We start from the raw sequence: 14,108 nt of genomic DNA on the forward strand, positions 1-14,108 counted from the left end.
AATTTCTTTCTTTTTCTTCGCCATCCGTTTAGCGGCGACTTTTATAATATATCACATCTGGGCTATTCGATGCAAGCTTTTTTTATTTTTCTTTTTTCTTGCTTTGCTTGCAACCTTGTACCACTTCAGCTTTTCATGTGAGCCGTTTTTAGCGGCGAGAGTTAATTTATCATAGAAACGCATTTAAAGTCAAGCAATAAATTAAAAATAAAAAAAGAACCAGATAAGCATCTGATTCTCCCTGGATTTTACCGATTATACGCTCGTATATCGCAGCTCAATCTCTGAAGTTTCTTCATCGATGAGAACAGCAACTTCTTTGATCAAACCCTTTTTGACGAGCTTATTGAGCAATAAAGGAAGTTCTGATTTAATTTCAATTAATTGACCATGCTGTTGAAGTTCATCTGAACTGAACGCCTTATCATTTTCTCTGAGGATTTGGATAAACGCCTCGCAGCATCTCTCCATTTTTGACATAACCGAAAATTCACAAGCCAGCAAAACGAGCTGAACCCGTTGCTTCAATGTCTCTTTGCTCATTGTCAATTCCTCATAAAGCTTGTACACCCCTGGATTTATTGCACGAATCTGCCGCCATACCGTAATTTCCGGGTGATAGCCATCCTCAATGATGACGATACGAGCCCAATGATGCAGGGCTTCCAAAATATTATTATAAGCATCAAGCAAGTGCTCATCTAGAATATATTCCTTGCTCTGAAGGTATTTACGCAGAAAAAGAGAGAACTCGACAAGTAGTTTATGTTCACGCAGGTCAGCCGGAAATTCAAGTATGCGATGGCGCAGTCCTTCTAAATACGTATTCTGATCCAGAAGTATCTCCCCTTTTAGCAGCCAATGAAGGATATTTCGGTTGTGACCTTGGCGTACCCATTGTTCAATGGAGGAGGGATCTACCCACCTTTCTTGTATCCGAGAATCGTCTCTTATATAATTAGTAGTATGATTGTTCAGGCTCAGGTCGTTCGTTACGATAAGCAGAAGTATATCGAAGCCATCTGTAAGTGAGGGAAGTTGCTTAGGATTATCAACCGCCATGACACTAATGATCCGACTGTCATTTCGGAACTTAAGCAAAAACTGCTCTTTATCAATTCCCATGGGTGTCCAAAGCTCCTGTCTCCAATTGTTTATATCTTATTTCTACAATGCAAGAGGAGTTTCCTGCTGAATTCTGTGACAAATCATACAAAACTGATAGCTAAATTATGGGGGGAACAACACGTGCGTTTCAGATCAAGTAAAGTTAATGAATTTCGCTTGTGGGGTCTTGCTTTAACAATGGGCGGCATGCTGCTAATGATTATAGGATTAGCGGGGGTCGTCTTTGACTGGGGAAAAGCAGGCCGAATAGTTGCAGTCATCTTCATGATCATCGGGATGGTCTCCATGCTGGTCAGTATGGGTATTTACTTCTGGGCCGGCATGCTTTCTACTTCGGCAATTGCACTTGACTGCCCGGAGTGCGGAAGAAGAACTAAAATGCTAGGAAAAACAGACCGCTGCATGTTCTGTAAAACAATCCTAACAGTTGATCCGCAGTACCAGTCAACTGCCGAGAATGAAACTGCGGCAGCACAAGCAATCCCGCTAGAGCCAAACAGAGATCATGAGCATAAGCCTCATTGATGCTCCGACATAACGAAAAGCCGATCCCTTGCAGAGGGGATCGGCTTTTTTTATGGTGCTGCTGGAACCAAACCATCCTGGATGACTTTCCACATTGGCGACTGCTCAAAGCCTCTTCTCCACGTGGCCACTCCTGCAAGATCATACTTCTTAACGAGATCAAGCCGCGCCTTCATCGAGGTTTCATCCTCCAACCAGATGCGAATGAGCTTCTCGCCGTCTTTGTACTCCACATAATTTTGACCAATATCCGGCAAATAGGTCGGCGTTAGTTTTTTATCTTTTATAATAGCTGCGGCAGCTTCCATGGTTAATGTTTTGGAAGTGGCCGTTAACTTGCCATTTTTCATTTCTTCCGTCCATTGACGTGTATAAAAAGGCACACCTAAGACCAACTTAGAAGGTGGAACCTTATCCACATTGAGTATCTGCTTTACGGAGCTTTCCGTCCAAGGCAAAGAGGATACGGAACCGGATTTGGGACTGGTCGCCCAATACTCGTCATAGGCCATCACCATCATATAATCAACCACTTCTGCAAGCGCAGTCCGGTCGTAAAACATCGACCACATCTCATTGGTTGATTTGGGCGTCACGTCAATGGACACAGCCAGACCCTGTTCATGCATAAAAGGAGTCATTTCACGGACAAATTGGACAAGGTTTTCTTTATCTTTGAGATATACATTTTCAAAATCGATGTTGAAGCCCTGCAGTTTGTACGTTTGTGCAAAGCCAAGCAATTGTTTAATAATTTTCATCCGGCTATCATAGGTCGATAGGGCTTTATTCGTCACATCAGGATCAAAGCCGTTGCTGAATAGCGCCCAAACCTGATAATTTCGGGTTTGCGCCCATTTGACATAAGAGGCATCGGCCAGGTTCTTCAAACGCCCTTCGCCGTCCGATATCGAGAACCAAGTCGGACTAACAACCTGCAGGCCAGGCATTTCGCCTATCTTGGTTGTATCGGGATTTTTGCTAATGACATGTTCCCATGTCAGGTTTAACTTACCCGCAGGCGGCTTCCAAGGCACATAGGACGATGTATCCTCCTGAATGGGAATGGTTTCATCATGATCAATCTGAATGTCCGTTTTACGCACATATCCAATCGGTCCGCTTGCCTGCTGAACGCGATACCATTCTTCCTCTTCCCCGAGCAATATGACCTGCTCTCCTCCGGCGATACTTGATACGATAGGCGCTTTAATCGAGGCAAAAGTGCGCAGTTGTGCAGCTTCAGCGGCCGTACGCTTTCCCCATTTGAGCGTTTCGCCTTTTTTAAATAAAAGAACGGCGCCCGTCTGATCTGACTCTCTGATCTCAAAAGGGTACAGTTGACGCAGTGGCTCTATCGGCACATAAATGTCGCTCCCTTTCTTCTCTACGGGAAAAGACAATGTGATTGGTTTCTCGTTCATCAACGCTGAAAGTTCTGTTGTCTTCAAACGCAGTACTTTATCTTTGGTTGTGATGATCACGGAATCGCTGCTTTTTTCATATAGAATAGAAGGGTCGATCCACTCCTGAATGAGCTCCAGCGGAAGCTTCAGCCCCTCTTTTTCACCAATTGCACTTAATTTATAATAATTCCCTTGATAAAAGATCGGCTTGCTTAATTCGTGATAGTCGGTTTCGACTTTCGTACGATTCGGAGCGAACTGCTCCCATAGAAATGAAGCCGCACCTGCGGCGAACATCCCGATAATGAGTGAACTGATCAGTAGGATTTTCTTCGACGATCTTCTGCGCTGCTGCAAGATTTCACTTCCTTATATACGATATAAAAAGAAAAAAACGCTCTCCTACCCTCTCCATCAACAAGAAGGTATGATCACGTTTCATTATACAACATAGGAACAGGTAATGAGGAATTCTGCGAAAGTTAATGCTTAGTAACCCCTGTGCAATCCGGGCAGACGCCATAAACCTCTAACCGGTAGCCGCCAACCTGAAAGCCTGTTTGCCCGGCAGCAGTTGTCTCAATATCATGAAGAGGCGGGTATTCAAAATCTGCAATCTTGCCGCAAACTTCGCAAACCGCATGGTAATGGTCTGTCATATCCGCATCAAAGCGACTCGAGCTATCTCCATAAGTCAGTTCCCGAACGAGTCCCGATTCAATAAAAACTTTAAGATTATTGTAAACAGTCGCTACGCTCATGTTAGGAAATTTGGATTCTAAGGACTTATAAATATCATCTGCTGTCGGATGCGTCATGGAGTCCAGCAAATAGGATAAAATCGCATGACGCTGAGGCGTCATTCGAACACCTGTTGTTTTCAATTTAGCTAATGCTTGTTCTAATTGTGCTGCCATGTTACACACCACCCGCTGTTAGTCAATAAAACCTTACATAATATTGTACGTGTGGTCATTCCCTTTTGTCAATGATGGTTATGCGGTTTAGCCAACTTGTCAGTGCTTATTTTTACGGGAATCAATCACATACAGGGCTAAACCTCCAAGAACGAGGGCAATTGAACCTACATAAGAGCCCATGAAATCGAAGAGTCCCGTAACCCACCGCGGCTTATTGCTGAGAAGGAAAAAGAGTACGCCGACAACGACGAGCAGTACGCCCATGTTGGTGCCTTTGATCAGCTTCTGTAAAGGATCTTGAAAATCATGGTCGTAGGACCCTGCAAACTCGCCAAGCTCATTGCGCCGGTTCACATAATCCGTAATTTGAAGCGCATCAAAAAGATTGTAGAAGTAGATCACAGGAATGAACAAGGCAAAGAGGGTAACGGCGGGAACGCTTGTATTATGCTGAGAAGCTAACGATGTAATGATGAAAATATCAAGGATCAGCAGCAGCATCAGGAATAAGCCGCGCTGCATGAGACCTAAGTAAAAATGCCCCGTTCCTGGAACGATGAAAGACAATACCCCTGCAACCCATTTGCGTTTCCTGGGAATCGGATAGTAAGGCGCATAGTTGGGATAAGAGGAGTCGGTTGAATACGGGGGAATATGCGAGCTGTCTTTGGGTATAGCCATGTAAAAGGCCTCCGTTCTTCTGGTCATAATAACTCAGATAAATGTTGGATATACGAAGTAATTTGAATAATGCCTACATCGATGTTTATGATTTTATGAATAATTCCGAGCTGAAACAGGAGAATGGTTGCTGCGGTTGCAACGAGACCATTGACCCATGCTTTTCGCCGATATGCCTGCCAATTGGATTGCGGCACCGTGATCTCGTCAGCTTGGACAGCACGCATGATGCGATCCGTCAACAAGGGACTTGGTTCGTTAAGCGGCATCTCATCTAACAGCTTATTTAGGTACTGCGTGAGCCGGATGTCTTCTTGTTGCTTGGGATTCATGCGGATTCACCTCCAACCATTTTTCTTTGAGCATCGCTTTCCCCCGGTATAATCTCGTTTCGAGCGTTTTGACAGGCAGCCCGGTCGCCTCGGACATCTCCTGGTAAGAAAGCTGCTTATAATGATACAGATACATAATAAGCCTGTACTTGTCCGGAAGTTCGGACAACAGTCCTTGCATCTGCTCCTGCTCATCCTTGAGCAGAGCCCTTTCTTCCGGTTGTTCCTTGCTGTCCGAGAACCAACCCTTCATTTTATCAAGCAAAGCTTCATAGGGCTTACGCTTCTGTGAACGCCGATAATCGGTTACGATATTTGTCGTCATGCGATAGAGCCAAGTCGTAAACTTCGACTCTCCGCGAAAATGCGATAATGTTCGAAACAGCTTGACGAATACGTCCTGGGTCAAGTCTTCGGCAGTTTCCTTATGTCCAACCATGCGGTATACAAGTGTGTAAATATAACTTTTGTGTCGTTCAACCAGCACACGATAAGCATCGGAATGACCTTGACGGACCCGGTCGATCAGCTGCTCATCCGTCAAATTGTCCATGCCTTGCCTCCCCCTTCCGTAACTCGTCTTATAACCTTAGACGCTCTCTGCGGGAGAACCCCTTCAACTTTTTCCTTTTTCCATCGTTACGCCGCTGACGCCTTCTATTTGATTGATTCCTTCAAGTACGGAGACGATAATAGACGGCTTAGGTATTGTAACATGAAACGTTATTTGAACCTGATTTGGCTTGTCCTCATTCTCTTGTTCTTCCAATGTAATTTTGCGAATATCGACTTTCTGTTTTCCCAAAAGAGTAGTAATCACGCCGAGCGTTCCCGGTTGATCAATCGCCTGAATTTTGAGAATGCGAACTTTTTTCCCATTAAAAAATTTCTGCTCTACTTTGTTCAAAATCCACAAGGATATTAGCACCATAAAGCAAGCCAAGACGGCTGGATAATAAAAGCCCGCCCCTACAGCAAGGCCAATCCCAGCCACTACCCAGAGGGAGGCCGCCGTCGTAAGCCCTGTAATGGACCTTCCGTTAAAAATAATCGTACCAGCTCCTAAGAAACCAATACCGCTGATGACTTGCGCCGCCAAACGCGACGGATCCAAGCGAACATTCACCTCGTTCACAAAAGCGCTGAAGCCATACATGGAAAGCAGCATGACTAAAGCGGAGCCTACACAGACCAAAATATGCGTGCGAAGCCCTGCAGCATGGGAGCTAACCTCCCGCTCAAAGCCGATTAAGCCACCAAGAAATAGCGCCAAGACTAACCGTATGGTGATATGAACCTGATCAATAACCCATGGATTGCTCACGATGTGATCGCCTCCCTATTTTTCCCTGATGACTCCTGGCCGCTCAAAGGTCGTTAGTGACACGCCCGGAGGAACTGTGAATACCCGCTTCACTGTAAAACCAAAACTTTGATAAAGCTGGGTGGCCGGCAGGTTGGCCGTACCTGTTGAGACAATAAAAAGCTGCACACCATTATTTTCTTGTTTCTGTAGTATATGTTCCAAAAGCGCTCTAGCAATACCGCGCCTAAAAAAATGAGGATGAACCATCATCCGGCAGATCGTGACGACACAACCTTCCCGGGAGTAGGAAATCGCGCCAACCAACTTACGTTCGTTCTCTTCCTGCACGTAATAGCCATAGAACGTCTCCTCAGCCTCGCGTATAGACTGAATGCCATCCTTAAGCGGAGGAATGTCTTCGAAGCCAATCAACTCAGCTTCAACGCGATAGGAGGCGATTTGAAGCGCTAACAGATGCAGGATTTCCTCATTCGTATGCAGTGGAAGAGATTCAATAGACATGCGGAAGCCTCCTTCAAATAAAAAAGTGGTGTCCATAAGGATCACCACTTTACTGTATCATTTGCTGTTCAGGCACTCCAGAATTAATTTGTTAACCAGCCCTGGATTTGCTTTGCCTTTGGTTTCTTTCATGACTTGGCCGACCAAGAACCCGACGGCTTTCTCTTTACCCGCTTTGAAATCGGCAACCGATTGCGGGCTATTGTTTACAACCTGCTCGACAACAGCTTTAATCGCGCCTTCGTCACTGATTTGAACGAGTCCTTGCTCTTCCACAATTTTCTGTGGTTCTTTACCGGATTCGATCATTTCTTTAAAGACCGTTTTGGCGATCTTGTTGGAAATGGTCCCTTTTTCGATCAGGCCGATCATTTCACCTAGACCCTTGCCCGTCACTTTGACATCCGCAAGTTCAAGATTGTTCGCATTCAAATAACCGAGCAGATCGCCCATAATCCAGTTCGAAACCGCTTTGGCATCCTGCGTATAGTTAAGGCTCTCCTCAAAGAAGTTAGCCAGCTTCATTGATGACGTGATGACTTCCGCATCGTAGTTCGGCAAGCCAAACTGACTGCTGTATCTGGCTTTGCGAGCATCCGGCAGCTCAGGGATCGTTGCTTTGACGGCTGCTTTCCAAGCATCGTCGATATAAAGGCTCACGAGATCCGGATCAGGGAAGTAACGGTAGTCGTGCGCATCTTCTTTGCCGCGCATCGAAAGCGTCTTGCCCTGCCCGTCATCCCAGCGACGCGTTTCCTGCTCGACTTCACCGCCGCTGCGGAGAATGTCAGCTTGACGATATTCCTCGTACTCCAGTCCTTTCAGGACGCCACGGAACGAGTTCATGTTCTTCAGCTCAGCTCTCGTGCCGAACTTCTCTTGGCCGAATGGACGCAAGGAGATGTTCGCATCGCAGCGCATCGAGCCTTCTTCCATTTTCACGTCGGACACGTCGCAGTAGATCATGATGGCTCTTAGCTTCTCAAGATAAGCGCGAGCTTCCTCCGGTGAGCGCAGATCAGGCTCCGAAACGATCTCGATGAGCGGCGTTCCGGCACGGTTCAAGTCAACGAGTGAGGCATATCCGCCATCCACGTGCGTCAGCTTGCCCGCATCTTCCTCCAAATGCACGCGTGTCACGCCAATGCGTTTGGTCTCGCCATTCACTTCAATATCAACCCAACCGTTCAAACCGATCGGCTGATCGTATTGCGAGGTTTGGTAAGCATCGGGAGAATCCGGGTAAAAATAGTTTTTACGGTCAAATTTGCTGTGCGTGGAAATGGTGCAGTTCAGCGCCATTGCCGCTTTCATGGCATATTCTACCGCTTGGCGGTTCAGTACGGGCAATACGCCCGGGTGTCCCAAACAAACGGGACATGTATTCGTATTCGGAGGTGCACCGAATGAGGTTGCACAACCGCAAAATATTTTGGATGCGGTATGAAGCTCTACGTGAACCTCGAGACCGACGACCGTTTCATATTGGGTATCTGTTGCCGACAAAATAAATGCCTCCTTCGTTACTCATGAACTATGAACCTACAATTGCGGGCGCTGCTTATGGTGATCTGTATGCTGCTCAAAAGCGTGAGCTACACGCAATAGGGTAGCTTCATCCAGCGCTTTGCCGATGACTTGCAAGCCAACCGGAAGTTCATTCACGAATCCGCAAGGAACGCTAATCGCAGGAATACCCGCCAAGCTGACCGGAATGGTCATAATATCGTTCAGATACATCGTGAGCGGATCGTTGCTTTGCTCGCCAATTTTGAAAGCAGGCGTCGGCGCCGTCGGCCCGATGATGATATCGTATTTCTCAAACACTTGATCAAAATCTTGTTTAATCAATGTGCGAACTTGTTGTGCTTTCAAATAGTAAGCATCATAGTAACCAGAACTTAAGGCATAAGTTCCAAGCATGATCCGGCGTTTGACTTCAGGGCCAAAGCCTTCACTGCGGGAGAGATGATACAAGTCAAGCAGATTGTTGGCGTTGTCGGAACGGACGCCGTAACGAATCCCGTCAAAACGCGCAAGGTTCGACGAAGCTTCGGAAGAAGCCAGCAGATAGTAGGTCGCAACCGCATATTCGGAATGCGGCAGGGATACTTCTTCCCATACGGCGCCTAAGCCTTCAAGCACTTTAAGCGCTTCGAGGACTTTCTCTTTCACCGCTGGGTCAATTCCTTTGCCCATGTATTCTTTCGGCACGCCGATGCGCAGACCTTTGACATCTCCGGTCAGTGCGCTGAGGTAGTCAGGGATATCCACTTTAGCAGATGTGGAATCCTTCGCATCATAACCTGCGATAGCTTGCAGCAGGTAGGCGGAGTCTTCGACGTTCTTCGTCAGCGGCCCGATCTGGTCGAGCGAAGACGCGAACGCGACAAGACCATAGCGGGACACAAGGCCGTACGTCGGCTTCAGCCCGACGATACCGCAGTAAGCAGCCGGCTGGCGAATCGAGCCGCCGGTGTCAGAGCCCAGCGAGAAGTACACCTCGCCTGCAGCTACGGCAGCGGCAGAACCACCGCTGGAGCCCCCTGGCACATAATCCGTGTTCCACGGATTGTGGGTTGGGTGGTAGGCGGAGTTCTCGTTGGAACCGCCCATCGCGAACTCATCCATGTTAAGCTTGCCGATGGTAACCGTCTGCGCCTCTTTCAGCTTGCTGACAACGGTCGCATCATAGATCGGATTGTAGTTCGACAAGAACTTACTGGCACACGTCGTTCTCAGACCTTCGGTGACCATATTATCTTTGATCCCGATGGGAAGCCCGAATAAATCGCCACGCGCTTGACCGCTTGCCAGCTGCTCGTCCAATTTGGCCGCAGCTTGTCTTGCGTTCTCTTCATCCAATGTAAGGAAAGCGCGAACTTTGCTTTCCACTTGCCCAATTCTTGTATAGGATTGATCCACGAGTTCGGCAACGGTAATCTCTTTGCCTTGAAGCTTCGCGTGAATTTGTTGTAGGTTTAGATCAAACAAAGACAACGACAGGCACTCCCTTTCATATGGTTCTCTATTCTAAAACAGCAGGTACTTTGAATTGCCCGTCTTCTTGATCGGGAGCGTTCGCCATAACTTTCTCAATCGGCAGCGACGGCGTAACGACATCTTCCCGCATCACATTCACTAACGGCATAGCGTGGCTCGTGGGAGCTATACCTTCAGTATTCAACCCGTTCAACTGCTCCGCATATTTTAAAATGGCATTAAGCTGTCCGGTAAATAATTCTTTCTCATTCTCGCTTAGATCGAGTCTAGCCAACTTCGCGACATGATCGACATCTTTTCTGGTAATGCTCAAGTTCTCTACACCCCTTTGAATCAGCATTTAGTCATTCTTTTCATTATATCCCAGATAATTTGTGAACTCAATCCAGAAAAAACCACAGCCCCTTTGCAGATGAGGTTCCGAAGAGCCGCTGCGATTAAGGAGCTGTGGTTAGTTTGGGCAAATGAATTATTGGATGAATCCTGTGTCCATGGCCTTCCCTTTTTCATTTAGTACATAATACTTCAGTTTGGCTGCGGCCAATGTAGTTTCATTTTGATCTACTTTGATCTGAAACTTGTTCAAATCATGCTTGGAGATGACGCCGGCCTCATACCGGATTTTCATTTTTTTCAAATCCGCTTGAACGTCAGTCAGATTCCGCTGCTCGGTAAGGACTGCGGCATACGCATTTTTGGCATCGTTATAGGTAGATTGAATTTTTTTGGTCAGTTCGAGTTGCATTTGCTCATTCTTCTGGCCGTTGATCGCCACATTAACGCCTAAATACGTTTCACCGTAAGTGTTCTGGGTCACTGTATGATCCGTTTCCCATACAGCTTCATCGATGTTATTACCGGAAGATTTCATTTGATACGAAGATTTCAATAAAGTGATCGTGTCCGTTTCTGCAATAGGCTGGACCGAAATAGGGTCGATATCTTGGAGGATTAAATTAGGATCATAGGAAATTCCAATGTCCGTCGAAAGCTGCACAAGGCCCAGACGATAATTGTTCAACAAGATAGTAGTATCGTCCTTCTGTTTATGAATGGCTTTCTGTGCTGTCAGCACATCCTCCGAGGAAGCCAAACCTTGCTGTGAAAGAAGCGTTGCACGCAGCAGCTCTTTCTCCATCACGCCTTCGTATTCATTCATGAAAGCAAGCTGTTTCTTTTGGCCAAGCAGCTGCACGTATTGGGCGATGGTCTGCAGGCGAATACCGGCTTTGGCTTCATCGGTTTGAAGCAGCGAGTTGCGCTGATCCGTTCCTAGCTGATGCGCAGCCGTGTTCATTTGCGCCCGTTGAGCAGCAATAATCGCGTTCATACCGCCGGCGAGAGCGCCCATGCCCTGCATCATTTGGTTCATGGCATTATTTTGCACCACGGTCCAAGCAATATCGGCAGGTTCTGTGAGATTCGGCAGCAGCGGATTTCCCGTATTGGTAACCTCCTCAGGTGTGCTAGGCAAGTGACCTGGCGCAAAAGACGCCGAGCTCATGTTATCCATTTGCTGCTCAAGATCGGACTTTTTGCTGCCTTGGGCGGCATATTTTAGCGCTAACAGGGAGAGGTTATGGGAATCTTTCAGCGCTTTATCCAACACAAAGTCCAAATTAACGGAGGATACGGTCTCCAGAACGTCCTCATTCACGTAAACATGTTGATCGGGATCTAGTAGTGAATCCGCGTAAACATAGACTGAGCTGGAAAGGAGTAACAGAGCTGCCGAGAGACTTATGATTGTTTTTTTCAAATAAATCGCTTCCTTCCTTAAGTAGTTAAGCAGTGAGTTTGGAGCTAGGCGGCAGCGCAGGTTGATGAACGGATGTTTTCTTCTTGGAGAATACAACAAATCGCGTTAACAGCATGGCGATGAAATAGGTCAAAGCTCCGGTTAAGATAAGCGCAACGCAATCATGCGAAATAACCGAGAAATCGTTCCCCTTCACGAATACGTTGCGCACGCCGTCCAAGAAATACGTAAGCGGCAGCATGTGCCCAAACACCTGCAAAGCTTTCGGCATGGCTTCGAACGGCCACGTGAAGCCTGAAAGCATGAAGGACGGCACAGCAATGAGCATCGCCGTTTGTGTAGCCCCGAGCTGATTGCCGGAAAACAAGCTGATGAGATAGCCGATCCCGCTGACTGCAAAGGTAAAACTAAGAATAATGGCCAAACCTACAAGCAAACTTCCGCCCATTGGAGCGCCAAAAGCGTACAAAGCAATGACGAAGGTGACGGATGTGTTAAAAAGATTGATCAAGAAATACGGAGCTGTCTTCGCATACGCGATGCGCCATGGATTTCTTTTCCAAACCTCAAAACGCTGCCAAGTCCCCGCATCTTTCTCCCTGGTAATCGTTAAAGCAATACCGAGAAATAACACTTGCTGCAAAATAGCCCCGACAAGACCGTAGAGCATAAAATCGCTATAGTTAAATGCTGAGTTATACATAATCCGATATCGGTAAGGAATCGGTGATAGAGTGTTCATGACTTGCTCGTTTTGGAGTCCCTGCTGCAGCTGCAGCTTTTTCTGGGAATACCCCATGCTGAATGTCGTGATCACTTCGTTCGCGCCTTTGGTCGCTGAATTCGAGATCATCATGTTGCTGCCGTCGATTAGCGTGAGAATAGGCAGCGTTTCGCCATGTTTCAGCTTTGCCTCAAAATTCGAAGGAATTACTAATCCTACTTTCGCTTCCCCCGTCTCCAGTGCGTGCTTGACGTCCTCTTCCGAGTGATATTCCTTCGTAATCTCAAACGATTCACTCTGCTCAAAGGCTTGAATGACCTGACGGCTGAGCGGACTTTGGTCTTCATCGATGACGACCGTCGCCATTTCCGTGACTTTATGATGGACATAAATCGATCCGAAAAGCACGGTATACATGACCGGAACGAAGAACAAGATCAGAAAAAGACGCCGGTCCTTCAGAATGTGCATCCATTCTTCCGATATCAGCTTGCCAATCCGAAGATCCATCTCTTTCATCATCCTTCCGTTTTACCATTCCACTGCAAGGTCATGCCGGTTGTGGCTGTGTCCGGCAGAGTACTCAGCTCGATTTTGATCCCAAAGGAGCGGATATCCGTTTCACCTGAGGTTTGCGTTGCTTTCTTGATGGCAAAATCAGGCGCTGCCGCCACAGATATAACGGTACCTACGACATTCTCGCCCGTCGATAACATGGTCATGCTGATTTTGTTCCCCGCTTTGAGTCCTGCAATTGCCGTCTCCGGCAAATAAAACTTAGCCCAGCGCTGCTCCGTAGACTCCATCGAAAAAACAGGGAAGCCAGAGCCAACAATCTCGCCAACTTGGGCGGATTGATACAAGACTACACCATCCGTCGGAGCAAGCAGCTCGGTATAGCTCAAATAGGTCTCGGCTTCCAGCTGCGCGGCTTGAGCTTGCTGCTCGCCGGACTGCGCGGATTTGACCGCGCCTTGCGCTTGCTGCACGGCGGCTTCAGCCGCTGCGACATCGCCTTGTCGCACCTGCACCGTTCCGCGGTTAGCTTCAGCCAGCTTCAAGGACGCGTTGGCTTGCTCCAGCAAGGCCTCCGCTCCGCGAATCTCTTCCTCCCGCGGGCCTTGGTTCGCCATGTTCAGCTGCTGCTGCGCCAGATCTCGCTTGGTTTTCGCTTCCTCGAAGCTGACCTTCACTTTGTCTACGTCCGCTTGCGAGACAAGACCTTGCTCCAGCATCGCAGTCATCCGATTCAAATTCTGCTCGGCAATCGCGTACACTTCCGAAGCCGCTTGGAATTGAATCTCCGCCTGCTTCTTCTCCTCAGGGCGCGCGCCGCTCTTCAGCGCATCCACCTTGGCTTGGGCAGCGTTAACCGCAGCCTGAGCTTGCGCAACCTGCTGCTCGGCCGTGTCCGCCGTTACGTTCACGCCTGCGATGCCCTGCTGCTTCTTCGCTATCGCCGTAGCCGTTGCGCCTTGCGCTTCGGCAATTTTGCCTTGCGCCAGCGCGACAGCCGCTTTGGCCTGCGCGACCTTCGCTTCGATCTCGGCGCTTTGCAGACGGGCAAGCACCTGCCCTTTTTTCACCGCTTCCCCTTCCTTCACAAGGACCTCAGTGATTCTGCCGCCTACTTTAAAACTGGCGCTCACTTCGTTTGTTTCTATATAAGCTGTAGGATGTACTTGATTCACAGCATCCGTTTGACTCCTAGCTGATTTCGCCGTTAGCAGAAAAGCACTTGTGCCGATAACAACCGCCATCACGGAATAAACCATTGGTCGAATAAAACGCATAAAAAAATC

Annotated in this window: 15 protein-coding genes; 1 reads left to right on the forward strand and 14 read right to left on the reverse strand. The window is 47.7% G+C overall.

The genetic code is table 11. The annotated features are described in order from the left end of the window. Positions 1-255 precede the first annotated feature (255 nt). Positions 256-1,125 carry a nucleotidyltransferase-like protein gene (locus PCH02S_RS32470; RefSeq protein ID WP_127458250.1) on the reverse strand — a complete coding sequence of 290 codons (870 nt, stop codon included), beginning with the start codon at positions 1,123-1,125 and terminating at the stop codon, positions 256-258. A gap of 123 nt (positions 1,126-1,248) precedes the next feature. On the opposite strand from PCH02S_RS32470, the gene PCH02S_RS32475 reads away from it, so the two are divergent. After that, positions 1,249-1,653, forward strand: coding sequence for a YgzB family protein (locus tag PCH02S_RS32475; protein WP_127458251.1), 405 nt, complete (start codon positions 1,249-1,251; stop codon positions 1,651-1,653). A 50-nt stretch (positions 1,654-1,703) separates the two neighbouring features. On the opposite strand, the gene PCH02S_RS32480 is transcribed toward PCH02S_RS32475, so the two are convergent. The 13 genes from PCH02S_RS32480 to PCH02S_RS32540 form a co-directional block, all read right to left on the reverse strand. Further along, complete coding sequence (locus tag PCH02S_RS32480) at positions 1,704-3,416, reverse strand: glycosyl hydrolase family 18 protein (protein ID WP_246069358.1); 1,713 nt, start codon at positions 3,414-3,416, stop codon at positions 1,704-1,706. 125 nt (positions 3,417-3,541) lie between these two features. Beyond that, a complete protein-coding gene (gene perR / locus PCH02S_RS32485) occupies positions 3,542-3,976 on the reverse strand; it encodes a peroxide-responsive transcriptional repressor PerR (RefSeq protein WP_127458252.1) in 435 nt (144 codons plus the stop codon). Between the two features lie 99 nt (positions 3,977-4,075). Further along, the gene (locus tag PCH02S_RS32490; protein ID WP_127458253.1) at positions 4,076-4,660 is read right to left on the reverse strand and encodes a DUF6677 family protein; all 585 of its coding nucleotides are present in this window, start codon (positions 4,658-4,660) and stop codon (positions 4,076-4,078) included. A 23-nt stretch (positions 4,661-4,683) separates the two neighbouring features. Next, complete coding sequence (locus PCH02S_RS32495) at positions 4,684-4,992, reverse strand: anti-sigma factor (RefSeq protein ID WP_127458254.1); 309 nt, start codon at positions 4,990-4,992, stop codon at positions 4,684-4,686. After that, positions 4,943-5,545, reverse strand: a complete 603-nt coding sequence (locus PCH02S_RS32500; RefSeq protein ID WP_127458255.1) for an RNA polymerase sigma factor — start codon at positions 5,543-5,545, stop codon at positions 4,943-4,945. Before PCH02S_RS32500 ends, PCH02S_RS32495 begins: the two co-directional genes overlap by 50 nt. A 63-nt stretch (positions 5,546-5,608) precedes the next feature. Then, complete coding sequence (locus PCH02S_RS32505; RefSeq protein ID WP_127458256.1) at positions 5,609-6,316, reverse strand: MgtC/SapB family protein; 708 nt, start codon at positions 6,314-6,316, stop codon at positions 5,609-5,611. Between the two features lie 15 nt (positions 6,317-6,331). Further along, entirely contained in the window at positions 6,332-6,820 is a 489-nt protein-coding gene (locus PCH02S_RS32510; RefSeq protein ID WP_127458257.1) for a GNAT family N-acetyltransferase, read from the reverse strand. Between the two features lie 57 nt (positions 6,821-6,877). Continuing rightward, positions 6,878-8,329, reverse strand: a complete 1,452-nt coding sequence (gene gatB, locus PCH02S_RS32515) for an Asp-tRNA(Asn)/Glu-tRNA(Gln) amidotransferase subunit GatB (protein ID WP_174806855.1) — start codon at positions 8,327-8,329, stop codon at positions 6,878-6,880. 33 nt (positions 8,330-8,362) lie between these two features. Next, positions 8,363-9,820, reverse strand: coding sequence for an Asp-tRNA(Asn)/Glu-tRNA(Gln) amidotransferase subunit GatA (gene gatA, locus PCH02S_RS32520; RefSeq protein WP_127458259.1), 1,458 nt, complete (start codon positions 9,818-9,820; stop codon positions 8,363-8,365). Between the two features lie 28 nt (positions 9,821-9,848). Beyond that, the gene (gene gatC, locus PCH02S_RS32525; protein WP_127458260.1) at positions 9,849-10,136 is read right to left on the reverse strand and encodes an Asp-tRNA(Asn)/Glu-tRNA(Gln) amidotransferase subunit GatC; all 288 of its coding nucleotides are present in this window, start codon (positions 10,134-10,136) and stop codon (positions 9,849-9,851) included. A gap of 156 nt (positions 10,137-10,292) precedes the next feature. Then, complete coding sequence (locus PCH02S_RS32530; protein ID WP_127458261.1) at positions 10,293-11,582, reverse strand: TolC family protein; 1,290 nt, start codon at positions 11,580-11,582, stop codon at positions 10,293-10,295. A gap of 25 nt (positions 11,583-11,607) precedes the next feature. Further along, on the reverse strand, positions 11,608-12,816 hold the full coding sequence (locus tag PCH02S_RS32535; RefSeq protein ID WP_246069360.1) for an ABC transporter permease: 1,209 nt from the start codon (positions 12,814-12,816) through the stop codon (positions 11,608-11,610). An 8-nt stretch (positions 12,817-12,824) separates the two neighbouring features. Then, the gene (locus PCH02S_RS32540) at positions 12,825-14,099 is read right to left on the reverse strand and encodes an HlyD family secretion protein (RefSeq protein WP_127458262.1); all 1,275 of its coding nucleotides are present in this window, start codon (positions 14,097-14,099) and stop codon (positions 12,825-12,827) included. Positions 14,100-14,108: the final 9 nt, after the last annotated feature.

The organism is Paenibacillus chondroitinus NBRC 15376 (assembly GCF_004000765.1).
Taxonomy (GTDB): Bacteria; Bacillota; Bacilli; order Paenibacillales; family NBRC-103111; genus Paenibacillus_E; species Paenibacillus_E chondroitinus.

Excerpts from the sequence above, each read along its gene's own strand:
- PCH02S_RS32470 (WP_127458250.1), bottom strand. The coding sequence starts at position 1,125 with ATGGGAATTGATAAAGAGCAGTTTTTGCTTAAGTTCCGAAATGACAGT.
- perR (WP_127458252.1), bottom strand. The coding sequence starts at position 3,976 with ATGGCAGCACAATTAGAACAAGCATTAGCTAAATTGAAAACAACAGGT.
- PCH02S_RS32490 (WP_127458253.1), bottom strand. The coding sequence starts at position 4,660 with ATGGCTATACCCAAAGACAGCTCGCATATTCCCCCGTATTCAACCGAC.
- PCH02S_RS32495 (WP_127458254.1), bottom strand. The coding sequence starts at position 4,992 with ATGAATCCCAAGCAACAAGAAGACATCCGGCTCACGCAGTACCTAAAT.
- PCH02S_RS32500 (WP_127458255.1), bottom strand. The coding sequence starts at position 5,545 with ATGGACAATTTGACGGATGAGCAGCTGATCGACCGGGTCCGTCAAGGT.
- PCH02S_RS32510 (WP_127458257.1), bottom strand. The coding sequence starts at position 6,820 with ATGTCTATTGAATCTCTTCCACTGCATACGAATGAGGAAATCCTGCAT.
- PCH02S_RS32535 (WP_246069360.1), bottom strand. The coding sequence starts at position 12,816 with ATGGATCTTCGGATTGGCAAGCTGATATCGGAAGAATGGATGCACATT.
- PCH02S_RS32540 (WP_127458262.1), bottom strand. The coding sequence starts at position 14,099 with ATGCGTTTTATTCGACCAATGGTTTATTCCGTGATGGCGGTTGTTATC.